The sequence below is a fragment of the Burkholderia glumae LMG 2196 = ATCC 33617 genome (assembly GCF_000960995.1).
Lineage (GTDB): Bacteria > Pseudomonadota > Gammaproteobacteria > Burkholderiales > Burkholderiaceae > Burkholderia > Burkholderia glumae.
The window spans coordinates 1,153,086-1,176,977 of the sequence record NZ_CP009434.1 but is presented as its reverse complement, the minus strand read 5'-3'; the positions used below and the strand labels follow the sequence as shown (position 1 = coordinate 1,176,977).

22 protein-coding genes, 1 pseudogene and 1 other annotated feature are annotated in these 23,892 nt (G+C 64.9%); of the genes and pseudogenes, 14 read left to right on the top strand and 9 right to left on the bottom strand.

Features of this window, described 5'->3' with window-relative positions:
* Positions 1-6 precede the first annotated feature (6 nt).
* On the bottom strand, positions 7-2,157 hold the full coding sequence (locus tag KS03_RS06370; protein ID WP_015877632.1) for an FUSC family protein: 2,151 nt from the start codon (positions 2,155-2,157) through the stop codon (positions 7-9).
* A gap of 530 nt (positions 2,158-2,687) precedes the next feature.
* Between KS03_RS06370 and KS03_RS06365 the strand changes: the two genes are divergently transcribed.
* From KS03_RS06365 to KS03_RS06355, 3 genes are all read left to right on the top strand, one after another.
* Positions 2,688-2,927, top strand: coding sequence for a hypothetical protein (locus KS03_RS06365; RefSeq protein WP_015877633.1), 240 nt, complete (start codon positions 2,688-2,690; stop codon positions 2,925-2,927).
* A 580-nt stretch (positions 2,928-3,507) separates the two neighbouring features.
* Positions 3,508-3,990: a DUF2778 domain-containing protein gene (locus tag KS03_RS06360; RefSeq protein ID WP_015877634.1), complete on the top strand. Its 483-nt coding sequence runs from the start codon at positions 3,508-3,510 to the stop codon at positions 3,988-3,990.
* Positions 3,987-4,271: a hypothetical protein gene (locus KS03_RS06355; protein WP_015877635.1), complete on the top strand. Its 285-nt coding sequence runs from the start codon at positions 3,987-3,989 to the stop codon at positions 4,269-4,271. Before KS03_RS06360 ends, KS03_RS06355 begins: the two co-directional genes overlap by 4 nt.
* 59 nt (positions 4,272-4,330) lie before the next feature.
* On the opposite strand, the gene KS03_RS06350 is transcribed toward KS03_RS06355, so the two are convergent.
* Both KS03_RS06350 and KS03_RS06345 read right to left on the bottom strand, forming a co-directional pair.
* Entirely contained in the window at positions 4,331-5,314 is a 984-nt protein-coding gene (locus KS03_RS06350) for an IS110 family RNA-guided transposase (protein ID WP_015877636.1), read from the bottom strand.
* A gap of 39 nt (positions 5,315-5,353) precedes the next feature.
* Positions 5,354-6,591 (bottom strand): IS3-like element IS1416 family transposase gene (locus KS03_RS06345; protein ID WP_085962428.1). Its coding sequence is split into 2 segments (ribosomal slippage): positions 5,354-6,300 and positions 6,300-6,591, totalling 1,239 coding nucleotides; the frame shifts between segments, so codons are not numbered across the junction.
* Positions 6,194-6,310: a sequence feature (AL1L pseudoknot), on the bottom strand. Its footprint overlaps the gene before it by 117 nt.
* A gap of 230 nt (positions 6,592-6,821) precedes the next feature.
* On the opposite strand from KS03_RS06345, the gene KS03_RS29625 reads away from it, so the two are divergent.
* Together KS03_RS29625 and KS03_RS06335 are read left to right on the top strand one after the other, a co-directional pair.
* Positions 6,822-8,069 carry a DNA-methyltransferase gene (locus KS03_RS29625; RefSeq protein WP_197964222.1) on the top strand — a complete coding sequence of 416 codons (1,248 nt, stop codon included), beginning with the start codon at positions 6,822-6,824 and terminating at the stop codon, positions 8,067-8,069.
* Positions 8,066-8,917 carry a NotI family restriction endonuclease gene (locus KS03_RS06335; RefSeq protein ID WP_015877638.1) on the top strand — a complete coding sequence of 284 codons (852 nt, stop codon included), beginning with the start codon at positions 8,066-8,068 and terminating at the stop codon, positions 8,915-8,917. The genes KS03_RS29625 and KS03_RS06335 overlap by 4 nt, the downstream gene beginning before the upstream one ends.
* 92 nt (positions 8,918-9,009) lie before the next feature.
* On the opposite strand, the gene KS03_RS29620 is transcribed toward KS03_RS06335, so the two are convergent.
* A protein-coding gene (locus tag KS03_RS29620; RefSeq protein ID WP_085962356.1) for an IS5-like element ISBugl2 family transposase occupies positions 9,010-9,827 on the bottom strand; the annotation gives its coding sequence in 2 pieces (ribosomal slippage) (positions 9,010-9,479 and positions 9,479-9,827; 819 coding nt in all).
* Positions 9,828-10,134: 307 nt separating this feature from the next.
* Between KS03_RS29620 and KS03_RS06330 the strand changes: the two genes are divergently transcribed.
* Positions 10,135-11,181 carry an IS481 family transposase gene (locus KS03_RS06330; RefSeq protein WP_015877383.1) on the top strand — a complete coding sequence of 349 codons (1,047 nt, stop codon included), beginning with the start codon at positions 10,135-10,137 and terminating at the stop codon, positions 11,179-11,181.
* Between the two features lie 55 nt (positions 11,182-11,236).
* On the opposite strand, the pseudogene KS03_RS06325 reads toward KS03_RS06330, so the two are convergent.
* Positions 11,237-12,217 (bottom strand): annotated as a pseudogene (locus tag KS03_RS06325) (phage portal protein).
* Positions 12,218-12,269: 52 nt separating this feature from the next.
* Between KS03_RS06325 and KS03_RS06320 the strand changes: the two are divergent.
* The gene (locus KS03_RS06320; RefSeq protein ID WP_230674379.1) at positions 12,270-12,923 is read left to right on the top strand and encodes a site-specific integrase; all 654 of its coding nucleotides are present in this window, start codon (positions 12,270-12,272) and stop codon (positions 12,921-12,923) included.
* A 245-nt stretch (positions 12,924-13,168) separates the two neighbouring features.
* Here KS03_RS06320 and KS03_RS06315 read toward each other — a convergent pair whose 3' ends face one another.
* The gene (locus KS03_RS06315; protein ID WP_015877639.1) at positions 13,169-14,692 is read right to left on the bottom strand and encodes an AMP nucleosidase; all 1,524 of its coding nucleotides are present in this window, start codon (positions 14,690-14,692) and stop codon (positions 13,169-13,171) included.
* 142 nt (positions 14,693-14,834) lie between these two features.
* Between KS03_RS06315 and KS03_RS06310 the strand changes: the two genes are divergently transcribed.
* The 5 genes from KS03_RS06310 (at position 14,835) to KS03_RS06290 (ending at position 18,294) form a co-directional block, all read left to right on the top strand.
* Complete coding sequence (locus KS03_RS06310) at positions 14,835-15,233, top strand: hypothetical protein (RefSeq protein ID WP_015877640.1); 399 nt, start codon at positions 14,835-14,837, stop codon at positions 15,231-15,233.
* Between the two features lie 101 nt (positions 15,234-15,334).
* Complete coding sequence (locus KS03_RS06305; protein WP_015877641.1) at positions 15,335-16,333, top strand: homoserine kinase; 999 nt, start codon at positions 15,335-15,337, stop codon at positions 16,331-16,333.
* Positions 16,324-17,130: a BPSS1780 family membrane protein gene (locus KS03_RS06300; protein ID WP_015877642.1), complete on the top strand. Its 807-nt coding sequence runs from the start codon at positions 16,324-16,326 to the stop codon at positions 17,128-17,130. The genes KS03_RS06305 and KS03_RS06300 overlap by 10 nt, the downstream gene beginning before the upstream one ends.
* 120 nt (positions 17,131-17,250) lie before the next feature.
* Entirely contained in the window at positions 17,251-17,703 is a 453-nt protein-coding gene (locus KS03_RS06295; RefSeq protein ID WP_015877643.1) for a MarR family winged helix-turn-helix transcriptional regulator, read from the top strand.
* A 171-nt stretch (positions 17,704-17,874) separates the two neighbouring features.
* Positions 17,875-18,294 (top strand): organic hydroperoxide resistance protein, encoded by a 420-nt coding sequence (locus KS03_RS06290; RefSeq protein WP_015877644.1) that lies wholly within the window; start codon positions 17,875-17,877, stop codon positions 18,292-18,294.
* Between the two features lie 190 nt (positions 18,295-18,484).
* On the opposite strand, the gene KS03_RS06285 is transcribed toward KS03_RS06290, so the two are convergent.
* Positions 18,485-18,661, bottom strand: coding sequence for a DUF3563 family protein (locus KS03_RS06285; RefSeq protein ID WP_015877645.1), 177 nt, complete (start codon positions 18,659-18,661; stop codon positions 18,485-18,487).
* 94 nt (positions 18,662-18,755) lie between these two features.
* Positions 18,756-19,877, bottom strand: coding sequence for an extracellular catalytic domain type 1 short-chain-length polyhydroxyalkanoate depolymerase (locus KS03_RS06280; protein ID WP_035978882.1), 1,122 nt, complete (start codon positions 19,875-19,877; stop codon positions 18,756-18,758).
* Positions 19,878-20,098: 221 nt separating this feature from the next.
* On the opposite strand from KS03_RS06280, the gene KS03_RS06275 reads away from it, so the two are divergent.
* The gene (locus tag KS03_RS06275) at positions 20,099-20,794 is read left to right on the top strand and encodes a phosphatase PAP2 family protein (RefSeq protein WP_015877647.1); all 696 of its coding nucleotides are present in this window, start codon (positions 20,099-20,101) and stop codon (positions 20,792-20,794) included.
* Between the two features lie 48 nt (positions 20,795-20,842).
* Here KS03_RS06275 and KS03_RS06270 read toward each other — a convergent pair whose 3' ends face one another.
* The gene (locus KS03_RS06270; RefSeq protein WP_015877648.1) at positions 20,843-22,648 is read right to left on the bottom strand and encodes a CHAD domain-containing protein; all 1,806 of its coding nucleotides are present in this window, start codon (positions 22,646-22,648) and stop codon (positions 20,843-20,845) included.
* 267 nt (positions 22,649-22,915) lie between these two features.
* Here KS03_RS06270 and KS03_RS06265 point away from each other — a divergent pair, with 267 nt between their 5' ends.
* On the top strand, positions 22,916-23,845 hold the full coding sequence (locus tag KS03_RS06265; protein WP_015877649.1) for a DMT family transporter: 930 nt from the start codon (positions 22,916-22,918) through the stop codon (positions 23,843-23,845).
* Positions 23,846-23,892 lie beyond the last annotated feature (47 nt).

Genomic DNA, 23,892 nt, shown 5'->3' with positions numbered 1-23,892 from the left:
ACGGTCTCAGCCCACGCGGCGCGCCGGCGCCACGCCGCGCCGCGCGAGCGGCCCGTCGTCCAATTGCAGATCGCCGATCAGGCGCTGCAGCAGCGCGATCTGCCCGACCGCGTCCATCTCGAGCTGCGCGAGCTTCTCGCGCGGCGGCAGCGGACGGCACGGCGGCACGCGGCCGGTGGCGAGCATCGTGTCGATATCGTCGCTCGCGGCGGCCACCCATTCGACCAGATCGATCTCCATGCGCGGCCCGTGCACGCTGGCGCGCAAGTATGCGGCGGTACCGGCCATCCGGCGCAGCAGCCCCAGCACCGTCGAGGCGGCCGTGTCGAAACGAGTGTCGTCGAGCCGTTCGAGCCGAATCCGGTTGAAGGCCTCCTCCGCGTTGTTGCTGGCCAGCCCCGCCTCGCGGCGCAGGCGCTCGGCCTCGCGGCTCGCACGGCCCGGTGCCTCGATCGCGTCGACCAGATAGCGCAGGTTCGCCGCGATCGCAGCGGCCAGTTGGCCGCGAATGTCGATCTGCTCGCGCGTGGGCCACAGCATGAAGGTCGCGACCAGCGCGATCACGCAGCCGAGCACGTTGTTGCCGAGCCGCGTCAGCGCATAGGACAGCTCGCTCGCGGCCGGCATCGCGAAGTCGGCCACCAGCACGAAGGTGGGCGTGAGGAACAGCACGAACAGACTATAGCTGACGGGCCGTAGCGCCATGGTCGCGCAGACCAGCGGAAACACCACCAGCGAGATGCCGATCGGCGAATGCACGGCGAGCCCGATCGCAGCCGCCAGCAGGCCGCCGACGATGCTGCCGGCGGCACGCTCGACACTGCGCGGCCAGGTGCCGGCGATCGACGGCTGCAGGATCAGCAGCGTCGCCATCGTGGTCCAGTAGCCGAACGGCACGCCGAGCAGCCGCACCACCAGAAAGCCGAGCGTGGTGGCCACCGCGACGCGCGCCGCGTGCCGCAGCCCGATCGACTTCCATGACAGGTTCGCGTGCAGCGTCGCCCAGGCGCGCGCGAGCACCAGGCGCAGGCTGCGCGTCCACGACACCTGCCGGCGCGGCGACGGCGCGAGATCGGACGGATCGGGTCCCAGCTGCAAGGCCATCGTCATCGATTCGCCGAGCGCCGCGTCGAGCCCGCGCGCGAAGCGGCGCAGCCGGCGCTGCAACGCGTCGGGCCGCTCCCACGGCGCCTCGTCGATCGCGTCGCCGGTGCGATGCAGCAGTTCGGCGATGCCGGCCAGCACGCGCGCGGCACGCCGCGGATCGCGCAGCGTCTGGCGGCCCCGCTGGCAGACGCCCGCCACCGCGATCAGATGCGCAAACCAGCGCTCGCCGTCGGCCACCGCGATCAGCAGGTTCGCATACGACTCGCGCCGGTCCGTCTTCGCCACCGGCATGCGGGCCAGCGTGCGACGCGCCGCCTCGAGCGCCGAGCGCGCGTCGGAGCGGTATTTCGCGGCGTGTATTTCCCAGGCCCGCTGCGTCTGCTGCGCGTCCGTCAGCAGGCGCGAGGCGTCGCGCGCGATGTCGGCGAGCCGCACGTAGACGCCGCGCACCGCGGCACGGCTCTGCGCGAACGGATGGATGCGCCAGACCGTCAGGCTCAGTACGATCGCCAGCACGCAGCCGAGCAAATAGACGCCGAGGAAGGCGAGCCCGTTGTGCCAGTCGTGCATCGGCCGGTCGGCCATCACCACGCAGGCGGTCGCGGCCAGGATCGCAACCTGTGCGGTGGCCGCGCCCCAGATCCGTCCCAGCGCGCCGAGCGAGGTGAACACCAGCACCGCGAGCAGCGCGGCGGCGGTGCCGATGCCGGAGGCAAACGCGGTGATGCCGCCGCAGAGCGCGGACAGCACCGCGAAACTCGCCATCGACGCGAAGCGTGTGCGGTTCGAGCCCGCCGCGTCGGCCAGGCAGGTCCAGAACGCGCCGATCGCGGCCCAGGCGAACCCGGGCTCGTGCAGCAGGTTGCCGGCCACCAGCATCGCCGTCGAAGCACAGGCGGCGCGCAGTCCTTCCGACAGGCTCGCGTCATTGATCGAGAACGACACCATCCACAAGGGCCGGCGGCGCGACCAGGCGCCCGCGAGCACATTGAGCGTCCTCAGGCGAGCCGTGGCGACGTGCCTGATGCGATGGAGTAGATGGCGAAGCATTGCGAATTCGATGAGGAAACGGATGAGGGGCGGATGAACACCGGTGGGGGCGCGGTGCGCGTTCTTGCACCGCAGTCGACGCCCCGGGTCGATGATAAGGGAAAACCCTTGATTTTCGTTAACCTTCGTCGGCCGGGCGCGCGGCGGGCCGGATCACGAGCAGCGACATCGTAGCGGACCTGCACGACGGTTTCGTGGATTGCCGGCTGAAATATTTGCCCGAATTCGTAACGAGGCGTATCCGGACATGCGACCCGCTTGCTGGCCTCGCGCCGGGGGCGCCGGACGGGGCGGCGCCCGGGCCGGCGGTGGGTGCCGACCGCTTCGGCACGCGTCAGGCGGCCATCGAAAAAGACCGATGCCTGATCGTCAGCAGCAATCCAAGCTTACCAAGCCATACGCCAATTAATCTGGCCGCTGGCCAGACTGATTCCCATGCCGTGACCGCCGCGGCATCACGCAGCCGGGCCGCTTACCGCTTTGCGAATGCGCCGCGCGGTCGCTTCGATCCAAGTTTCAAGGAGAAGAGCATGAAACAACGCAATTTAATCGCCACGACGCTCGTTGCACTCGGCATTGCCGGCTCGGGCGCCGCGCGTGCAGAAATCGTCGCCGTCCACACCGGCGGACCGGCCGTCGTGATCGGCTGGCACGGCGACCGTTACTGGGACGGCCACCGCTACTGGGAGCGCCGGGAGTGGATGGAGCATCACCGCCACGACCGCCTGCACTGCCCGCCGGGGCACTGGGGCCGCAACGGGTGCCGCTAAGCGAGCCGCGCCGCCCGCCGGCGCCGCAAGAATGCCGAGGCCGCCCGGATCGATCCGGGCGGCCTCGATCGCATTACCGGGTCCGTTTCACGGGGCGACATCCTGGCGTCTCGGCCGGATGAATTCGACATCGTCGCGCGACGGCGGCAATGCGGGTTTGTCGAATGGGAAATGGCGACGCCGGCGGGACCTAGCAGGTTGCTGAAATTCCGTTTTGCGGGGTGCCCGGGAGCCCTTTTCAGGCGTCCACGATTTCATGGGGGTTTCGGCAGCAATCCGGGCACAAGTTAGACAACTCTTGCGCGTGGTCGAACGCTGCCTTCGGAGCTTTACCGGCACACCGGGAGCCTTTAAAAATCAAAGCTTTACGCGACTCTCAATCAGCAAAACCAAGGCTAATCAAGGTCAATCAGGGCTGTCCAAGCTCGCCCAAACTGTAATTTCACTGTACTGATTCACCGTCGCAGGGAGCCGAGTAGCCGACCACGGTAGAAAGTGCAACACTATCGGCGCAGCAGGGATCTGGCGCGCCGATCCCGCATGACAAACACCATCTGAGAGCCACGCCCCGAGGATCATCATGCCCGTGGAATGCACTTTCGCCTTGAACAAGCACAGCATGTCCGTGCTGAACTGCCCAGGTTTCGGCAGTGTCCCAGCCTTCTCTGGAAACGGCCGCTACATCAACGACCCGAACTCGACCGCCGTGTCGGAAAAAGGCCCGCTGCCCGCCGGCACCTACTACATCGTCGACCGGCAGAGTGGCGGCCACCTCGGCTGGCTCTATGACGCGGCGAAGGACTTCGCCCTGCACACGCATCGGGCCGAATGGTTCGCGCTGTACCGCAACGACGGGCAAATCGACGACTGGACGACAATAAACGGCATCCGCCGCGGGCATTTCCGCCTGCACCCGGTCGGCCGCCTCGGTGAAAGTGACGGCTGTATCACGCTGTTGAGCCCGGCGCAGTTCGACAGGCTCCGAACGTTCCTGAAATCCCAAGCTGCCTTTCAGGTCCCTGGTACAGCGCTCAAGGCATACGGTAGGGTCACGGTCCGATGAAACTGATCGCTCGTATAGCGCTCGCGTTCGCGCTGACGTTGCCCGTTGAAGCCGCGATTACCTCGCTCCCGTGGATGGAACACTGGTTCGGCAACGGCGGCGAAGGCTGGAACGTCATGGCGCCACTGTTTCACGCGCTCGGGTCCGCCGGCGGTGAGCGAAACGAGGACATTTTCGTCGGCGTCCTGCTGCTCGTCAGCTTCGCGGTCGCGTTTTTGCTGTCGATACCCCTGATTGCAGGCCTTTCGCGGCTCCGCGGGCGTCCGAAGCACCAGCAATAGCCCGAAAGCGAACGGCGGCATGAACCGCACCGGATTTTGTGGAGATACCGTCTCGCCCGTCAAGCGATTGCGACGTAGTTCGCCCGATAAGGCTGTCGTGTCTTCAGAACGCCGAAACACAGATGCACAAGCTTACGCATTGCAGCGCCGATTATTGACATGGTGGATTTGCCACGCGCTGCCAAGCGTTCACACAATGTCTTGATGTGGGGGTTATAGCGTTTAGCGACGACGGCCGCCATGTAGAGAGTTGCCCGTACCTTGGCCGGTCCGGCCTTCGATAAACGTGAAGGGCCCTGGATCGACGATCCCGACTGCCTCTGCACCGGCACCAGGCCGAGATACGCCGCAAGTTGTTGTGCAGAATCGAAGTGGCGCGCGTGCATGATGGCAAGCAGCGTGCGGCCTACCTGAGGACCAACTGCCGGGATACTTTGCAGCAGCATCAAGTTTGCTTTAAGGCTCGGATGGGCAGCAATGTGATCATCGATCTCGCGTTGCAGGCTGGCTAAATGGCGTTCCAAAAACTCGATCGTCTCGAGAATCGAATGCAGGACTAGCGCCGTTGGAGCCGTGATTTCCGCTTTCTCATACCGGTTGCGCTCACGCTGAAGATCTTGTGCAAGCGCTTCACGGCGCGCCATCAGTGCTTGAAGTATGCGAGCCTCGGGCGCTGGAGGACTCCAGCGCATTGGCCGTGCGTGCATCGCAAAGCGCGCTAACACGTGGCTGTCTACAATGTCGTTCTTCGTGCGCACGCCCATTCCCGTCGCAAAAGCACGCACCTGCGCAGGATTAACGACAGACACGGAGAGCCCGGCATCGTGCAGGCCACACGCGGCCATCTCGTGATAGACGCCGGTACCTTCGAGCGCGACATGTACGTGGCTCGGCTCGGTGTGTCTCTTGTCCAACCAGCCCAACAGATCGGTTAGGCCGGCTCGGCTATTGGCAACAACCTTCGTACTACGCTTGCCGTTTGTCATGTCCAGCAGGCAGCAATCCAGCTTGGCTTTGGCAACATCAATACCGAGGTAGAACATCAATTTGAACCGCACCGGGAATCGTGGAGGCCGGTTGGTTTAAGTTAATGCAGGCACTTCAGCAGCATTTCTGAGTTGCCTGTAGTAGTTTGCCTCAGCTTCGGCAGGCGGGATATAGCCGAGCGGTTCCATCAGCCGATGATGGTTGTACCAGGCGACCCATTCCAGCGTTGCCAGTTCGACGGATTCCCTCGTTTTCCAAGGGGCGCGCCGATGAATCAGTTCAGTCTTGTAGAGACCGTTGATCGTTTCAGCCAGCGCGTTATCGTAGCTGTCGCCACGGCTGCCGACGGACGGCTCGATACCCGCCTCGGCCAAACGTTCGCTGTACCGAATGCTGACGTATTGAGCCCCCCTATCGGAGTGGTGTATCAAGGTCCCATCGTCGCCCGGTTGGCGCGCGTACAGCGCCTGTTCGAGCGCATCCAGAACGAAGTCCGTGCTCATCGACGAACTGACGCGCCAACCGACGATGCGACGGGCAAACACGTCGATCACGAACGCCACGTACAGCCAACCCTGCCATGTCGAGACATAGGTGAAGTCAGACACCCAAAGCTGATTTGGGCGCTCAGCCTTGAACTGCCGGTTGACCCGGTCCAGCGGGCGCGCAGCGCTCGTATCGGGATTCGTCGTGCGAACCCGCTTGCCGCGAACTGCGCCACGCAAGCCCTGCAGCTTCATCAGCCGCCCGACCGTGCAGCGTGCGACCACAATGCCCTCCCGGTTCATCTGCTTCCAGACCTTCGGCACACCGTAGACCTGCATGTTGGCCTGCCAGACACGCTTGATCTCGGGTTGCAGGACCTCATCGCGTTTGGCACGAGCGCAGCGTTTGGACGGATCACGAAGCCGCGCAGCATGGCGTCGGTAGCCCGACGGGGCAATCCGCAAGACCTTGCAGATCGGCTCGACCCCGAAGGTGTCGCGATGCTGATCAACGAAGGCTTTCAGGACTTGAATCGGCGGTCGAGCTCCGCCTGGGCGAAAAACGCGCTCGCCAGCTTGAGAATCTCGTTGGTACGGCGCAGTTCCTTGACCTCACGCTCCAGGGCCTTGATGCGTTCACGCTCGGCCGTGCTCACGCCATCACGTTCCCCACGATCGATCTCCTCGCGCTTGACCCAATCCAGCAGCGTCTGCGGCGTACAGCCGATCATCGGCGCAATCGATTCGACCGCCGCCCACATCGACGGATGTTCGCTACGCTGCTCACGTACCAGACGCACTGCGCGCCCCCGGACTTCCGGGGAAAACTTGGTTGCCTTCTTGTTCATGGCTCCATTCTCTCAAGAATCCGAGCCTCCACAAAATTCGGTGCGGTTCATTTCGTGCGCTCAGCGACGAGGCCCTAGGATACGGCTGCGCGCCTCCTGCTCTCGGGTTAGAATCTCATCATCGCGCGCGGTTGTAGCTCGCTGCTGGAGAAGAAGCCTTCCAAGTAACGAGGGCTCGTTCCCCTCGTTCGCCCCGTGGAAGCGTGAGCGAGCGGTTTAAGGCACAAGTCTTGAAAATCAGTGACAGGTGGTCGCCCGAGCGCTCAAATTTAAACGCTTCTACTTTACTTACAACTCTCGGCTTAACTGGCCGCACGCAAAGTCAGGAATTTTTAGTGAGTGATGGAATCATTGAGGCGGTGAGCGGCGTATCGAACCGCAAGCAGAAAGTAAGCGATCGCCGCATGGTATCGCACGATATCGCGTCAAAAGACTTTGGCGAGGCTTTCGCTTCCTACGAACAGGAGGTGACCACTAATCCGTTATTGCTCAACGGTGATGCGCTCAACGTGCTCCAAGCGCTTCCTGACGAATGCATCGACTGTGCGATGACCTCCCCGCCTTACTGGGGTAAGCGTGAATATGAGAACGGCGGCATCGGTTTGGAAGCAGACTACCGCGACTTCGTCCGCGACCTCGCTGCAATATTCCTTGAGCTCAAAAGGGTTCTAAAACCGACTGGATCATTCTGGCTCAACCTCGGCGATACATACGATGGCAAAGGACTTCTCGGTATTCCTTGGCGGGTTGCCTTCGAGCTAACAGACAACCAAGGTTGGACTATGCGCAACAGCGTAGTCTGGAACAAGTTGAAGGGAGGCATGGACAACAGCAAGGACCGCCTAGCTAACGTTCACGAAAACCTATTTCACTTTGTGAAGAAAGCTAAGGGCTATTACTACAACGCTGACGCAATCCGTTCGAAGCCACGCGAGGCGAAAGTTGTGAATGGCGCCGTCATCTCCGCCACCGGGGTTTCTGGAGTTCGGTACAAGCGACAGATTGAATTGTCTACGGCCCTTGACGACAATGAGAAGAAGGCTGCTTTCGCCGCACTTGATTCGATGCTTGCCGATCTTGCGGCGGGCAATGTCTCAGACTTCCGAATGATCATTCGCGGTCAACAGCGTGCGACCCATTCTGATAGCGAAAAGGTCTCGGGGCGAGCTAAGGAACTCCGGGATAAGGGCTTCTACTTTCTCAAATACCATCCCAATGGCAGTAAGCCGGGCGACGTGTGGGACATAATTCCCGAGGATACGCAACGGCGCGGCACACATTTTGCTCCTTATCCTGTGGACCTTTGCCGTAGACCGTTACTCGCAACATGCCCACCGCGAGGCGTAGTTCTTGATCCCTTCTGCGGAACTGGGACAACCCTTCTCGCCGCACGTCAGATTGGCCTTAAGTCAATCGGAATCGATATTTCGCGCCAATACCTCGAACTATCACAAGAAAGATGCAACAGCCTTCTATGAGCAAAGTTGTTGAGTTATTCGGCAAAGCAGTGGACGCTCCGGGAATTGAGTGGCAAAAGACAATTGCCGAGCAGGGTTGCCCATTCTTGGCCAAGCGATGCTACAAGATCCGAAAGTCCAATCCGGAAATCTCGATTGGCTCTTGTACTGTCTTGTACGGCCGCCCGCTTGAACCAATCATTATTTGCCCTACTCGCCTCATCGAGCGGGGGCAAATCTTCGTGGATTGTTTGCACTTATTGACGTGTCATGAACCCGGAAACGAGTTGCATCTTGTTTCAGAAGTGAGTGTTCCGGGTGGAAGCATAGATTATGTCCTCGTGTCAACTAAGGATGGCAAGATTCGCGATTTCGTTGGCATTGAACTGCAAACACTCGACACCACGGGAACCGTCTGGCCGGAGCGCCAGCGCTTGCTTAAGGAGTTGGGAGTCGCACGAAACGACAACGATGAAGAATCCACCAAGCCATTTGGCATGAACTGGAAGATGACTGCGAAGACCATTCTCGTTCAAATGCACCATAAAGTGCAGACGTTCGAGCATGTAAATCGCAAGCTCGTGCTTGTGGTGCAAGATAAATTTCTCGCTTACATGACCGGAGAGTTTAAGTTTGACCACGTAAAGAACCCGGCTGCAATCGGGGACTCGCTGCACCTTCACTCCTACCGCATGGCCCGAGCCGAAGACGGAAATTTCCGCTTATCAATGGCCAGCCGCTTTAGTACTGACGCAGAAGGCATTGCGGCTTGCTTGGGCCTGCAGGCAGAGGCGCGTATCGAATTGGAGCAAATCATCGCTACGCTACAGGCGAAAATCTCTCCCGCCACGCTATTCCGTCCCGTTTGATCCTCCGCGAAGTTCCCAAGTGAGTGTTGGGCGTTTAGCTCAAAATTGACCGACCGCTTTGGTGAATACTGATTGGCCGCTAAGAGGCCAGTTCAAAAACCCTGCTCAGCTCGTCTGAAGATGTTCCAACAGATGATCGAGCAGCCAAGTTTGAGGAATGCTTCGTGAATGTAGGCACGTCGCTCGAAGCGAGTGCGTAGGCGCCGGAAATTGTGGAGCCAGGAATGCGTACGTTCGACTACCCAACGATACTTGCCCAGACCACTGCCATGCTCGGTCCGGCGCTTGGCGATCACGGGCTTGATACCGCGTTCGCGCAACGCGCGACGATGTCGGGTGGAATCGTAGCCACGATCGGCGTAGACGACGCCGGGCTTCTGAAGCGGTCGGCCACGAACGCCGCGAATGGGTGGAATCGCATCAACGAGCGGCAGCAACTGCGTGACGTCGTTGGTGTTCGCGCCAGTCAGGATCGCAACGAGAGGAACGCCGTTGGCGTCTACGAGGACGTGGTGCTTGGAACCGGGTCGCGCGCGATCGGTGGGGTTCGGGCCAGTTTTTCGCCCGCCCCAACGGCGCGCACGGACGACGAATCGACCGCAGCGTATGACAGATCGATTTGGCCGGCCGCACGCAACTTGTCGAGTAGCAACTCGTGCAGTTGGTCCCATACACCAGCCTTTTGCCAGTCGCTCAATCGCCGCCAGCATGTGGCGCCCGAGCCAAAGCCCAGACGAGTCGGCAAGTGGTTCCAACGAATTCCCGTTTTGAACACGAACAGGATGCCGTTGAGAGCCGCACGGTCGGACACGCGCGGGCGACCAGGATCGCTCTTCGCTCGAAGCTTCGCAGGTGGCAGCAATGGTTCGATCAGTATCCACAGTTCGTCGTCAATGATTGGCGCTTCCATCCTTGGACTTCCGTTGTTCTGATGCCCAAGGTTAACAGCTTGCCGAGGAAGTAAACAGCCCCTCTCGGGAGTTTTTGAACTGGCCTCTAAGGGTCGAAAAGCGACATCCACCAAAATCCACGAAGAAAAAAAGCCGTCGGGACAGAAGTGACCGGCGGCTTGGCTTTGCCAGGTGCGTACCAGGGCATCAGCTGTAGAAGTTCAGACTTGATCTGACAGTAAGGCCTTGCCAAGAGGCGGGGTTACCCGTTTTGATAGAGGTGCGAATCTTCATCAAAACAGCGCGCAAGCGCCAAGGAGTAACCCCGTGAGTAGTCTCAACCAAAATGTCATCCGCCACAAGATCGGTCTGCTGAATCTGGCCGCCGAGCTGGGCAACGTGTCGAAAGCCTGCAAGGTGATGGGGCTGTCGCGCGATACGTTCTACCGCTATCAGAACGCCGTGGCCGAGGGCGGCGTCGATGCCCTGTTCGACAGCAATCGGCGCAAGCCGAATCCCAAGAATCGAGTCGATGAAGCGACGGAAATCGCCGTGCTGGCCTATGCCATCGAGCAGCCCGCCCACGGGCAGGTTCGGGTCAGCAACGAATTACGCCGGCGCGGCATTTTCGTGTCTGCATCCGGCGTTCGTTCGATCTGGCTGCGTCACGCGTTGTCGTCCTTCAAGCTGAGGCTCGTGGCGCTGGAGAAGCAGGTCGCTGAAAAAGGCATCGTGCTGAGCGAGGACCAGGTGGCCGCGCTGGAAAGAAAGCAGGACGACGATGTGGCTCATGGCGAAATCGAAACCGCTCATCCCGGCTATCTGGGCTCGCAGGACACGTTCTACGTGGGCACGATCAAGGGCGTAGGCCGGATTTACCAGCAGACCTTCGTCGACACCTACAGCAAAGTGGCGATGGCCAAGCTGTACACGACCAAGACGCCGATCACGGCGGCCGATCTGCTCAATGACCGGGTGTTGCCGTTCTTCGAGGAGCACGGCATGGGTGTGATCCGCATGCTGACCGATCGAGGCACGGAGTATTGCGGCAAGCCGGAATCGCACGATTATCAGCTGTACCTGGCGCTGAACGACATCGAGCACACCAAAACCAAGGCGCGACATCCGCAGACCAATGGCATCTGCGAGCGGTTCCATAAAACCATCCTGCAGGAGTTTTATCAGGTCGCGTTCCGCCACAAGCTCTATCTGACGCTGGCGGAACTGCAGGTCGATCTCGATACTTGGCTGATGTACTACAACGGCGAGCGAACGCATCAAGGTAAGATGTGTTGTGGTCGCACGCCTTTGCAGACGCTCATCGCGGGCAAGGAGGTGTGGAAGGAGAAAGTGAGCCACCTGAATCTGATCTGACAGTCACGCACCGTCGGAACGGGTAACTGTCAGATCGGGTCGCGACTTCTACACATCAGCCCTTCGCCATCTCGAAGCCCCTGAACCGAACGACCTCGACCCCGAGCCAGTCGTTCACCTCCCGGAGCCGGGCCTTCAGCGGATCGATCTCCAGCCCGTTGAACACCCCGGCCGCCTTCTCCACGTCGCCGAACCCGCCCGCGTTCGATGGAATGATCCCCATGAGCTGCGGCGGCACGCGGTGCGCCGCGAGTTGGTCCTCGACCGTCACCTTCTTGATGTTCCAGAACTCGTCCTTTGCCGCAACCTCGCCGATCGGCAGGAGCTGGATGCCGTCCTTCTTCCCCTTCGGCGCGTACATGAACAGATTCCGGAAGTTGCCCGGCCCCTTCGCGTTCTTCAGCGCCGAGCGCAGATTATCGACGTCCTCCTGCCGCTCGGCCGCGTCCGTCATGTACAGGATGAAGCCCGCGTGACTGCCGTTCTTGTAGTAGCGCCGGCGGAACAGCGTGGCGCTCTCGTTCAACCAGGTCGAATTGAGTGCCGACAGGTATTCCGGCAGCCCGTAGATCTCCTGGTTCAGGTCCGGCTCGTACAGGTGATAGACCGAAGCCCTTCAGGGACGCGTGCGGCTCACGCACGTTCGTCACGAAGCAGTACTGATCCGGCTCGACGCCGACCTGCGTGTATTTCGAGAGTGAGCACTTCAGCGCCATCGGCGTGCCGAGCCGGTTCGTGCGCAGTTCGAGGTAGCTGTTCGCGAAGACCAGGTACTCCAGCACGAATCGGCTGAAGTCCGCACGCGACAGTAGCGGATGCTCAACATACGACTGCACCAGGATATTGCGCTTCACGTAGATGGCCGAGCTATGGTGCGGCGCGGCTCGGAACGAGCGCGCGAGCCCGTCGAGGGGTAGCGGCGGCTAGTACCAGTTCCTCATCCGCATTCAACGTACTCGAGCAGTTCGCGCCGATCCATCACCTCGACCGGATCGCCGAACGAGAAAACCTCCGCGCGCGGCGCCGGCGCCGTCATCGCACCAGCCGCCGGCTCGGCGCCCTCGAGCGGCTCGTTCGCGAGCGCGTGCATGCACGCCCAGGCCAGGTCGCCGTGGCTCGATGACGTCAGGCCGGCCGACGTTGCTCGGTTCCTCGACAAGCATTTCCACGACAAGCCAAGCAGCAGCAACAAACACAAGGCGTTGCTGTCGCTCATCTTCATGCATGCGGTTCGGCGTGGACTTTGCGATCGCAATCCCGCGCGCGGGATCGGCGCGGCCAAGGAAAAGAAGCGGGATCGCTACATCACCGACGACGAACTGGAGGCGGTGCGCGCGGCCGTCGTGGCCAGTGCCGGCTACAAGACATCGTCGGCCCGCTCGATCCTCTGCCTGATCGACCTGGCGTACCAGACCGCTCAACGTATCGGCGACCTTCTCGCGCTCAACTGGCAGGACGTGTCCGACGAGGGTATTTCGTTTCACCCGAGCAAGACCGTCAACAGCAGCGGCGTGCGCCTGCTGATCGAGATGACACCCGACCTCAGAGAAACATTGGATCGGGCCCGCGGCGGCAAGATCACCGCCATCGGGCCAGTGATTTGCACGCATGCCGGTGGCCGCTTCACCTATATCGGCGAGTACTCAGGCTGGAAGGCTGGAAGCGCGCCTGCCAGCGCGCACGATTGGCCTACGAGAAAGACTGCGAAGAAAGGCGAATCACACCAAACCCGCTATACCTGATCGGCAGGCACTTCCACGATCTGCGGGCGAAGGCACTGACCGATCTGAAGCGGCAGCGGGGAGCCGCGGCCGCGCAATCCCTGGCCGGCCACACGACCGAAAGCATGACGGCGCACTACACGAAATCGCGAGAAGTCGAACGCGTCCAACCCGTTCCATTGGCCCGTCTAAGTTAGACACTGGCGCTCAAGTTAGACAATAAGGCTTCCCGGATCACCCGGAAAGCCTTATGCCACAAGGGTTTGTCACTGAAACGCCACTTCCGCGAAGCTGCGCAGCTTGCGGCTGTGCAGCTTCGCCAGCCCGTTGGTGCGCAGGATTTCCATCGCCATCACGCCGATCTGCAAATGCTGGTCGACCTGCGCACGATAGAACTGGTCGGCCATCCCCGGCAGCTTCAGTTCGCCGTGCAGCGGCTTGTCAGACACACACAGCAGCGTGCCGTAGGGCACGCGGAAGCGGAACCCGTTGGCGGCGATCGTCGCGCTCTCCATGTCCAGCGCGATCGCTCGGCTTTGCGAGAGCCGCTGCACCGGCTCGCGGTGGTCACGCAGTTCCCAGTTGCGGTTGTCGACGCTCGCCACCGTGCCCGTGCGCATCACGCGCTTCAGTTCGCTGCCGTCCAGCCTCGTGACCTGCGCGACCGCCCGTTCCAGCGCGACCTGCACCTCGGCCAGCGCCGGGATCGGCACCCAGAGCGGCAGGTCGTCGTCGAGCACGTGGTCCTCGCGCACGTAGCCGTGCGCCAGCACGTAGTCGCCGAGCCGCTGCGTGTTGCGCAGCCCCGCGCAGTGGCCGAGCATGACCCATGCGTGCGGGCGCAGCACGGCAATGTGATCGGTGATCGTCTTCGCGTTCGACGGGCCGACTCCGATGTTGACCATCGTGATGCCGCTGCCGTCCGCGCGCTTCAGGTGATAAGCCGGCATCTGCGGCAGTCGCGGGGCCGGCGATCCCTCGACGGGCTCGTTGCCGAGATTCGCGTTGTAAGTGATCACGTCGCCCGGCTCGACGAACGAGGTGTACTGGCTGCGATAGTCGCGCACGGCCGGATCGTCGCTCGCCGACATCATGGTGCGGCCGAGCTTGACGAATTCGTCGATGTAGAACTGGTAGTTCGTATACAGCACGTAGTTCTGGAAATGCGTCGGCGCCGTGGCCGTGTAGTGGCGCAGCCGGTGCAGCGAGAAGTCGACGCGCGCGCCGGTAAACAGCGCGAGCGGATACGGGCCGTCCGGCTGCGGCTCGTAGGTGCCGTTGACGATCCGGTCGTCCAGGTTCGCGAGGTTAGGCACGTCGAACACGTCACGCATCGCCAGCAGGCGGTCACGGTCGAGATCGCCCTCGAGGTGGATGCCCTCGGAAAACGCGAAGTGAATCGGAATCGGCTGCTCGGACACCCCGACCTCGATCTTCACGTTATGGTTGCGCGCGAGCAGGCGCAGTTGCTCGCGGTAGTAGTTCGCGAACAGGTCGGGGCGCGTGACGGTGGTCTCGAACACGCCCGGTCCGGCAACGAAGCCATACGAACGGCGCGAATCGATGTGGGTGTTGACGTCGGTACGCACGCGCACGAACGGATAGCAGGCGCGCACATGGCCGCCGAGCGGCTCGCTGCGCCGGTAGCGCGCGAACGCGTCGCGCAGGAACGCGGTGTGGGTTTCGTAGATCGAGGACAGCCGGGCGACCGCGGCAACGGGATCGTCGAACGCCTCGACGGGCGGGTTGTCAGGCGAGAGCGGACGTTGGCGAGTGGTGTCGTTGTTCATTGTCATTGCCTCTTCGGTTGCTTGCGACATTATCACAGGAACCCCGCGATTCCGACGACGCGGAGCCGCCACATCAGCGCGACGGCACGCCCGGCACACGGCCCGGTTTTGCTAGAATCCTGAGCTTAAATTGGAGAAACCCATGAAGCCGCTCATTTTCGCCGCCGCGCTCGCGACGGCCGTCGCCCTCGTCGGCCCCGCGCACGCCGACGGCCCGCCGCCGAGCGACGGGGCCAAGGCCCGGGCCGCGCAGGATGAAGCCGCCGGCCTGCCGGATCTCACCAAGATCAACCGGCCCGGGGCGGAAGTGACGTCGAAGATCGATTTCGCCGATATCCAGCGCACGCCGAGCTTCCACGAGAAGAGCGTGAGCGGCACCGAGGTGACCGAATTCCGCGATCGCGGCAAGCCAGTCGAGATCGACGTGCGCTCGAACTTCGGCACCCGCTACCAGATGAGCTCGACGCCCGACATCTCGCCGCATCCGCACAACGGCAACGTGCCTGTCACGCGCGTGCCGTCGATCAACTTGCACTACTGATCCACCGCGCCCGGCAGCGCCCGCCCGCCGGGGCGGCGAGCCCGCCTTCTCCGCAGCCGCCGGCGCCCGCCGGCCTGCCAACCCGTTTCGACGCACCCCGCATGGCTGTCTTCACCGCAGTTTCCGACTCCGATCTCGCGCAATGGATGCGCCACTACGATCTCGGCGAAGTCGTCGCGTTTCGCGGCATTCCGTCCGGTATCGAGAACAGCAATTTTTTCCTGACGACCACGCGCGGCGAATACGTTCTTACCCTGTTCGAGAAGCTGACCTCCACGCAACTGCCGTTCTATCTGGAACTGATGCGCCATCTCGCGCGGCACGGCGTGCCGGTGCCGGACCCGGTCGAGCGCACCGACGGCACGCTGTTCGGCGAGTTGCACGGCAAGCCGGCCGCGATCGTCACGAAGCTCGAGGGCTCGGCCGAGCTCGCGCCCGGCGAAGCCCACTGCATCGAGGTCGGGCAGATGCTCGCGCGCATGCATCTGGCGGGCCGCGACTACGCGAACCGCCAGCCGAACCTGCGCAGCCTGCCGTGGTGGCGCGAGAACGTGCCGGCGATCGCGCCGTTCGTCGACGCCGGCCAGCGCGCGCTGCTGGAAGGCGAACTCGCGCATCAGCAGCGCTTCTTCGCCTCCGCCGACTACGCGGCGCTGCCCGAAGGCCCGTGCCACTGCGACCTGTTCCGCGACAACGTGCTGTTCGCCAGCGCGGCACCGGATACCGGCCAGGCACTGCGCCTTGGCGGCTTCTTCGATTTCTATTTCGCCGGCTGCGACAAATGGCTGTTCGACGTGGCCGTGACCGTCAACGACTGGTGCTCCGACCTCGCCACGGGGGCGCTCGACGCCGAACGCGCCGACGCGCTGCTGCGCGCCTATCAGACGGTGCGCCCGTTCACCGACGACGAGCGCCGCCATTGGCCCGACATGCTGCGCGCGGGCGCGTACCGCTTCTGGGTGTCGCGCCTGTATGATTTCCACCTGCCCCGTGCCGCGGAGATGCTCAAGCCGCACGACCCGGGCCATTTCGAGCGAATCCTGCGCGAGCGCATCGCACATGCGCGGCCCCTCCCCGAGCGACACGCCCCATGCAACTGATCGAAGTTCCCGCCAAGACCGGCTACGTCTGGTTCCGCCAGGGCATCTGGCTGTTCCGCCGCAATCCGCTCGCGTTCATCACGCTGTTCTTCAGCTATGTGCTGGCGATGAGGATCGTGTCGCTGGTGCCGGTGCTCGGCGCGGCGCTGCCGCTGCTGTTCATCCCCGGCATCTCGGTCGGCTTCATGGCCGCCTGCCGCGATGCCCTGGCCGGCCGGCCGGTGCTGCCGACAATCCTGCTCGACGGCTTCCGCTCCTATGGGAAGCTGACGATGCAGCGCCTGTTTACGCTCGGCGGCCTCTACGTCGTGTCGATCGCGATCGTGTTCGCCTGCTCGGCCATGGGCGACGGCGGCACGCTGCTGCGGATCATGTTCGGCCTCGGCGTCGAGGGCCTCGATCCGGCCGCGATCTTCAACGTCGACACGCTCGTCGCGCTGCTGATTTCGGCGCTGCTCTACGTGCCGGTGTCGATGATGTTCTGGTTCGCGCCGGTACTGACCGCCTGGCACGAGATCCCCCCCGCCAAGGCGCTGTTCTTCAGCATCGTGAGCTGCTGGCGCAACCGCTGGGCGTTCACGCTGTACGGGCTGCTCTGGTTCGCGGTGGCGATCGGCGTGTCGTTCACGCTGGCCTGGCTGATGCACGCGGTGGGCGCCGGCCCCTATGCGTTGGTGGTCATGATGCCGGTCTCGTTGGTGGTCACGGCCGCGCTCTACTGCTCGTTCTACGCGACCTACCGCGGCTGCTTCGGCGTGCAGGAGCCGGGCAGCCCGGCTACACCGCCGGCGCGCTAAGCGCCGCGATCGCCCCACCCGCCGGCGCGGGTTCTCCCGGCGCCGCGCTCGCCAGCGGCGACAGTTCGGCGCAAAATCATTAGCGTACAAGCTTTTTGTGTCCGAACGACGGCCTCCGCCATGAACGATCTGCCCAGCGTCCCCACCACGCTCGACGACCAGCTCTGCTTCGCGCTCTATTCGACCTCGCTCGCGATGACGAAGGCTTACAAGCCGTTGCTCGAGCGACTCTCGCTGACCTATCCGCAATACCTGACGATGCTCGTGCTGTGGGAAAACGACGACCTCGCAGTCAAGGACATCGCCGCCCGCCTGCATCTCGATTCAGCCACCGTCACACCGCTGCTGAAGCGGCTTGAGGCACTCGGTTATCTCGAACGGGTGCGCGGCACGGCCGACGAACGCCTCGTCCACGCGCGGCTGACGCCGCAAGGCGAGGCATTGCGCCAGACGGCGCGCCCGGTGCCGGCCGAACTCTTTTGCGCAATGCAGCAGACGCCGGACTTCCTGATCCGTCTGCGTGAGGAATTGAGGCAGCTGCGCGACGCGCTGAAAGCACACAACGGCGATTGAGCCGCCGCCGGCTCGCCTAGCCGCGAGCCGCGCATCACGGCAATTTAGTTTGCACGCTAATCATTAGTTCGATATATTTTCGCCACGGCGGACTCGTGGCGGACGCATCCCAGCCGGGATGCAGGTCCGCCGCGCCGGTTCCCCCCTTATCGACATGAACAGGAGCGCACCATGAACATCCTTTATCAGACGAGCGCAACGAGCACGGGCGGTCGCGACGGCCGCGCGGTGTCGGCAGACAACCAGTTGGACGTGAAGCTGGCGGCACCGCGCGAACTCGGCGGCTCGGGCGCGGAAGGCACGAATCCGGAGCAATTGTTTGCCGCCGGCTATTCGGCCTGTTTCCTGAGCGCGATGAAGTTCGTCGCCGGCCAGACGAAGCAGGCGCTGCCGGCCGACACGGCGGTGACGGGCCAAGTCGGCATCGGCCCGAACGACCAGGGCGGCTTCGGGCTCGACGTCGAGCTGCGCATCTCGCTGCCGGGCCTCGAGCCGGAAGCGGCGAAGGCACTCGTCGACAAGGCGCATGAGGTGTGTCCGTACTCGAACGCGACGCGCAACAACGTGCCGGTGCGGATCGTGATCGCGTAAGGCGGGCGGCGGGATCCCGCGGCGGCCCGGGGTTGCGACGAAGCCGGCGCGGGACGCGAAAGGTAAGCGGAAAGGACGCAAGCGAGGCGTCAAAAGGAAAGGCGTGACGATCGAAAGATCGCCACGCCTTTTTTGTCGGCGGACAATTCCGCCGCAGTCAGGTATGCCGGACGAACCCGGCGGAGCGGGCTCAGCGCGCCGCCATCCACGACGGCGTGCGGTGCGCGGCGTCGTGATCGAGCTTGCGAATGCGAAATTCGAGATCGTAGAGATCGGTCGCGTCGGCCAGATAGGCGTCGGCGCGCTCTTTCGCGATCTGCTCGGAGGATTTCGTCAGGAACAGGAACAGGCGGCTCAGAAGGTACATCATACGAATTCTCCAATCCAAGGGTTATCGCTTAGGTATTAACCCGAATTATAGGGAAAACCCGTAGGCGCCGCCAGCGTTTCAAAAAAAACCGTCAGATTGTCGCAGTCTGCCGTTGTTTATCCGCAAAAAAGCCCCAGACCATCGTGCTCGCGTCGGGGCCGGCCGAGGCATGGAACGGCACCGTGTCGTCTCCGCCCGCCCAGGCGTGATCCAGCCCGGCGACATGGCAGACCCGCACCACCGGCCTGCCGTCGCGCCGGTAATCGAGCAGCCGGATCTCGCCAGCCTGCGTGTCGATCCGCTCGACGCCGCTCGGCTCGCCGTCGGCGTCGGCCAGGCCGTTCAGGCGCAGGAATTCGATCGCGAGGTGGTCGGCATTGGCCGGCGACACCACCGAGTCGTCGTCGCCGTGCACGATCAGCGCCGGCATGCCCGGATAGGTTCCGGGCGCGGCGTAGCTGTCGGCAATCGCCGCCGGTGCGCGATGCAGCCCGCGGCGCATCACGTCCATCGCGGTGATGCCGGAATGCGCGTCGCCGAAGGCCGGCCCCGAGTGCAGCGCGATCGCCGCGAACCGGTCGGGGAAATGCAGCGCCAGCAGCGTGGCGAGCCCGGCTCCGGCCGACAGGCCGGCGGCATAGACGCGCGAGGCGTCGAGACCGCGGGCCGCCACCAGCGTATCGACCAGATCGACCACGGCACGCGCCTCGCCGCGTCCGCCGCGCTCGGTGTCGTCGTACCAGTGCCAGCAGCCATGCGAATGCGCCTGGATCGACTGTTCCGGATAGAGCACCGCGAAACCATGACGATCGGCCAGCAGGTTCATCCGCGTGCCCTGCGCGAACTGCGCGGCGTCCTGCTTGCAGCCATGCAGCATCACGACGAGCGGCGCCCCCGCGGGCAGCCCATCGGGCACGTAGAGCGCATAGCCGAGGTGGCTCACGAAGCGCCCGACCACGAACGGCAGCGGATGCTCGCCGCGCGACCACTCGCCCTCCGCCCAGGCGGCCGCGCGCGGCCGCACGCGCGACTCGCGCGGCGGCCAGGGGAAATGGGGCGCACCCTCGGCGCTCGCCGCGCGAGGCGGCACGGCTTCGGTGGCAGGCGGGGCGGCAAAGATCGCATCCGCGATGACGGCCGGCAGCCGCGACGCTGGCGTGCGCAGCATTTTCTTCATCCCGCCCAGCCACAGTTTGGTCAGACGCTTGGTCATCGATCGGCTCGCAGTCGAATCGGGGCACGAGCAAGGTGCCGCCGGAATGATTTTGTGCATTGCACAATAGCATCATTTTCGCAGCTTTACCGGGGGCGCGATCATGACAGCCAGCGAGGCGAGCCCGGTATACTGCTGCCAGCCGCCCGCCGTGCGCCACCGCCCTGCCCGGGCGGCATGCGCCGGCTCCGTTTCACGCCCGACTGAGCCGCCGATTCCCGATGTACGACCTGCCGCTTCGCCTCTGGAACTGGATCACCTACTTCGGCAGCGCCGGCATTACGCTGCCGCTCGCCGCGACGCTGGCCGTCTGGCTCGCGCTCGGCTATTCGGCGCGCCTCGCGCTGACCTGGCTCGCCGTGCTCGGCGCGGCAATTTCGGCGGTCGCGCTGACCAAGATCGCGTTCCTCGGCTGGGGCATCGGCATCCGCACCTGGGATTTCACCGGCTTCAGCGGCCATTCGATGCTCTCCGCCTCGGTCTATCCGGTCGCGATGCTGATCGCGCTCACCCGTGCCCATCCCGTCCTGCGGGCCGCCGGCGTCGCGCTCGGGCTGGCGCTCGGCGTGGCCGTGTCGCTGTCGCGCGTGGTGCTGTCGGCGCATTCGCCGTCCGAGGCGATCACCGGCTGCGTGGTCGGCGCGCTGGCGGCGCTGTCGTTCGTGCTGATCGCCTGGCGCGCGCAGCCCCATCGCTGGTCGGTACCGGCCGTGGTGGCCAGCCTCGCGATCGTCACCATCACGCTGCACGGCATTCCGGTGCCGTCGCAACGCTGGGTCACCCAAGTGGCCCTGAAGGTGTCGGGCCACGAGCGCCCCTACGTGCGTGCGCGTTGGAAGGCGAACCCGAACTACCGGCCGATATCGCGGCCGACTTCCGCCACGCTCGACCAGAACGCCCCGCTGCATCGCATCTGAGCGGCGGCCTCGCCCGCGGCCGCCGCCCGTCCCGCTGGCGCCCTCCGGTCAGCGCTGCCCGCCACCCACGCCACGAATCTTCGGCCGCCACAGGCGGCGCAGCTGCACTTCGGCCGCGATCGCCGCGTAGCGCTGCGCCGCCGCGCCGTAGCCGCGCGCGAAGCCGAGCTGCCCGGCCGGCGCGGACAGCCGTTCGAGATGATGCAGCGCGACCTGCGCGTCATTGGCGTCGCCGAGCGTGCCCTGCAAGCGCGACACGCGCTTGAGGAGTTTGTCGCGCGTGCTGCGCGCGGTGATCGAAGCGAAGAACTCGAGCGCGTAGCGCAGCCGCTTCGCGTCGATGCGCACGCGATGGCGCTCGGCCGGATCGATGCTGGTCAGCTTCGGCGCGCCGTAGAGCCGGGCGAACAAATGCTCGACGCGCTTGGCGGCGTGCCGCCTCAGCGAACGGCGCTGCTTGCGTGTGGCGTCGGCGTCGGAACCCAGCGAGAGCACGCAGAGCCATTCGATCCAGCCGAGCACGAGCCGCGCGTAACGCGACGACGCCACCGCCTGCCGCAGCTCGCTGCGCGCGACGTCACGCTGCTGGGCCGCGGCGTCGAGCGTCGCGGCCCAGCCGGGCGCCTCGGCGATGTCGGTATCGGCCTCGGCCAGCCCGGGCAGCGTTTCGCTGACGCAGACGTCCCAGTCGCGCACCACGCCCAGTTGGGTGCCGAGCCACTTCATGTCGGCCGCGAACGCGTCGCGATAGGCCGCGTCGGCAAAGTCCTTGAACAGCCGCATCAGCGTGCGCAGGCGGCGCAACGCCACGCGCATCTGATGAACGTATTCGGGATCGTTGCTGTCGCGCACGCCGGCGTCGTTGCCGAGCCATTGCGCGGCCACGTTCGCGCCGAGCACGAACAGTGCCTCGCGCTGCGTGCTCAGCCTGCCGAGTTCGACCGGCGCGGCGTAGCTCGGGCCGCCGTCGTGATCGGGCAGGCGGCCGGCGCAGGCCAGATCGACGAGCGAGGCCGGCTTCAGGAAGGCCGGCCCCGCGCCGCTCAGCTCGCGCGCGGCGTCGAACAGCGCGCGCAGCGCGGCGATGCGGCCGGCGGCATCGCCGGGATCGGCCACCGCGAGACGCAGCTCGCAGTGGCGGCCGGCGCCGGCGGCGGTGCGCCAGCTCAGGTCGTCGAGCGTCAGCTCGACGGGCGCACGGTCTTCGCGCTGCCAGCGGCCGCGGCGGCGCTCGCATTCGAAGCTGAAGGGCCGGCGGGCGGAAGCGGCCACCGCCTCGGCGGGCGGCGTCACCGAGGGTCCGGACCGCGCGGATGGCGCGTCGCCGGCCTCGGCGGCGGGCGGGACACCCTTTGCCGCCCCGGCTTCGGCCCGCTCGACAGCGGCCGCCGCCGGGGTAGGCACGGCCGGCGCCGGCTCGATTTCGTAACCGTCGACCAAGCCCTGCGCCAGTGCGCGGCTTATCCGGCCGGCCAGCCCGTCCTTGTCGTGGACATCCGAGTCATCGGCCCGCCTCTCGGCCGCATCGTGCGCCGGCACGTCGAGCCGGTCGCGCACCGCCACGCCCGGCGCGAACGTCATCGTGCGCACGGCCCTCGCCTGGTGCCCCGAAGCGCCCGCCTCATGCCACGCGAGCCAGCCGCCCGCGTCCGGCACCGCGTCGGCCAGCGCGAGCGGACGGATCGCCAGGCGTTCGTGCCCGCGCTTCATCCGCACCGGCGGGCAGATCCGCCATGCCCGCACCAGCTCCGCGCCGAAGTCGCGCACCGCGCGGGCAGCGCCGCGCCGGCGGGAAGCCGGCACGCCGCCCCCCGGCAGCGGCAGCCCGAGCACGATTTCGAGGACACGCGTCATGTCACCTCCGTTCGCCAGCCCACCCGTCACACCCGTGCAACCGCCGGCGGCCGTCGATGCCGCTCATGGTACACGGGGCATGCGACGGTGTGCCCGGGTCCGTCAAGCCGCGGCTCGCGCAAGCCGCAAGCCGGCGGCGCGGCATCGGCCCCGAGCCGGACGCAGCCGGCGCACGGCTTGGCGCCGATCCCCTTGCGCCGGTTTGCGGCGACCTTCACCGCTTGGGCATATACACTGTCATGCTTTCTACCCCGCTCCGATTTCCCGATGACGCCTGCCGCTCGCCAACACCTCCGCGCGAACCTGCTGATGCTCGGCGCCGCCGCGATCTGGGGCTCCGCCTTCGTCGCGCAACGGCTCAGCCTGGCGGTGATCGGCCCGTTCCTCTACACCGGCCTGCGCTTCCTGCTCGGCGCGCTGGTGCTGGTGCCGCTGCTGCTCGCGAAGGCGCCTGCGCGCGCGGAGCTCGCCGCGCTCGCGCGACGTCCGGCCGGGCTCGCGCCGGGGCTGCTGCTCGGCACGCTGCTGGCCGTGTCGATCTCGCTGCAGCAGATCGGCCTGCAATACACGAAGATCGCCAACGCCGGCTTCATCAGCTCGCTCTACGTCGTGCTGGTGCCGCTGATCGGCGTGCTGCTGCGGCACCGGGCCGGCTTCGGCACCTGGCTCGGCGCCACGCTGGCGGCCGTCGGCCTCTATTTTCTCAGCGTCGACGAGCATTTCACGGTGATGGTCGGCGACGGCTTCCAGCTCGCCTGCGCGGTGCTGATCGCCGTCCACGTGATCGCGGTCGGCCACTTCGCGCGGCGCCAGGAGCCGCTCGTGCTGGCGTTCCAGCAATTCGCGGTCTGCGGCCTGCTGTGCGGCGCGCTCGGCCTCGGCGTCGAAACGCTCGATGCGGCCACGCTGCAGCACGCGCTGCCCACCCTGCTCTACGGCGGCCTGCTGTCGGTGGGCGTCGGCTATACGCTGCAGGTGGTGGCGCAACGCAAAGCGGCGCCCGCGCATGCGGCGGTGATCTTCAGCATGGAAGGCGTGTTCGCGGCGGTCGCCGGCTGGGCCGCGCTCGGCGAGACGCTGAGCCCGCGCGCGCTGATCGGCTGCGCGCTGATGCTGGCCGGCCTGCTCGCCTGCCAGTTGCTGCCGAACCGCGCGGAGCACGCCGCCGGGCCAGACAGCCCGCGACTGCCGGCCTGAGGGCGGCTGGCGTCGGGCCGCGCGACGCGCTCGCCATACGGTCCCTA

Bases quoted from the DNA above. Each gene is read 5' to 3' on its own strand.
- KS03_RS06370 (WP_015877632.1), bottom strand. From the start codon at position 2,157: ATGCTTCGCCATCTACTCCATCGCATCAGGCACGTCGCCACGGCTCGC.
- KS03_RS06365 (WP_015877633.1), top strand. From the start codon at position 2,688: ATGAAACAACGCAATTTAATCGCCACGACGCTCGTTGCACTCGGCATT.
- KS03_RS06360 (WP_015877634.1), top strand. From the start codon at position 3,508: ATGCCCGTGGAATGCACTTTCGCCTTGAACAAGCACAGCATGTCCGTG.
- KS03_RS06355 (WP_015877635.1), top strand. From the start codon at position 3,987: ATGAAACTGATCGCTCGTATAGCGCTCGCGTTCGCGCTGACGTTGCCC.
- KS03_RS06350 (WP_015877636.1), bottom strand. From the start codon at position 5,314: ATGTTCTACCTCGGTATTGATGTTGCCAAAGCCAAGCTGGATTGCTGC.
- KS03_RS06335 (WP_015877638.1), top strand. From the start codon at position 8,066: ATGAGCAAAGTTGTTGAGTTATTCGGCAAAGCAGTGGACGCTCCGGGA.
- KS03_RS06320 (WP_230674379.1), top strand. From the start codon at position 12,270: ATGCACGCCCAGGCCAGGTCGCCGTGGCTCGATGACGTCAGGCCGGCC.
- KS03_RS06315 (WP_015877639.1), bottom strand. From the start codon at position 14,692: ATGAACAACGACACCACTCGCCAACGTCCGCTCTCGCCTGACAACCCG.
- KS03_RS06310 (WP_015877640.1), top strand. From the start codon at position 14,835: ATGAAGCCGCTCATTTTCGCCGCCGCGCTCGCGACGGCCGTCGCCCTC.
- KS03_RS06305 (WP_015877641.1), top strand. From the start codon at position 15,335: ATGGCTGTCTTCACCGCAGTTTCCGACTCCGATCTCGCGCAATGGATG.
- KS03_RS06300 (WP_015877642.1), top strand. From the start codon at position 16,324: ATGCAACTGATCGAAGTTCCCGCCAAGACCGGCTACGTCTGGTTCCGC.
- KS03_RS06295 (WP_015877643.1), top strand. From the start codon at position 17,251: ATGAACGATCTGCCCAGCGTCCCCACCACGCTCGACGACCAGCTCTGC.
- KS03_RS06290 (WP_015877644.1), top strand. From the start codon at position 17,875: ATGAACATCCTTTATCAGACGAGCGCAACGAGCACGGGCGGTCGCGAC.
- KS03_RS06285 (WP_015877645.1), bottom strand. From the start codon at position 18,661: ATGTACCTTCTGAGCCGCCTGTTCCTGTTCCTGACGAAATCCTCCGAG.
- KS03_RS06280 (WP_035978882.1), bottom strand. From the start codon at position 19,877: ATGACCAAGCGTCTGACCAAACTGTGGCTGGGCGGGATGAAGAAAATG.
- KS03_RS06275 (WP_015877647.1), top strand. From the start codon at position 20,099: ATGTACGACCTGCCGCTTCGCCTCTGGAACTGGATCACCTACTTCGGC.
- KS03_RS06270 (WP_015877648.1), bottom strand. From the start codon at position 22,648: ATGACGCGTGTCCTCGAAATCGTGCTCGGGCTGCCGCTGCCGGGGGGC.
- KS03_RS06265 (WP_015877649.1), top strand. From the start codon at position 22,916: ATGACGCCTGCCGCTCGCCAACACCTCCGCGCGAACCTGCTGATGCTC.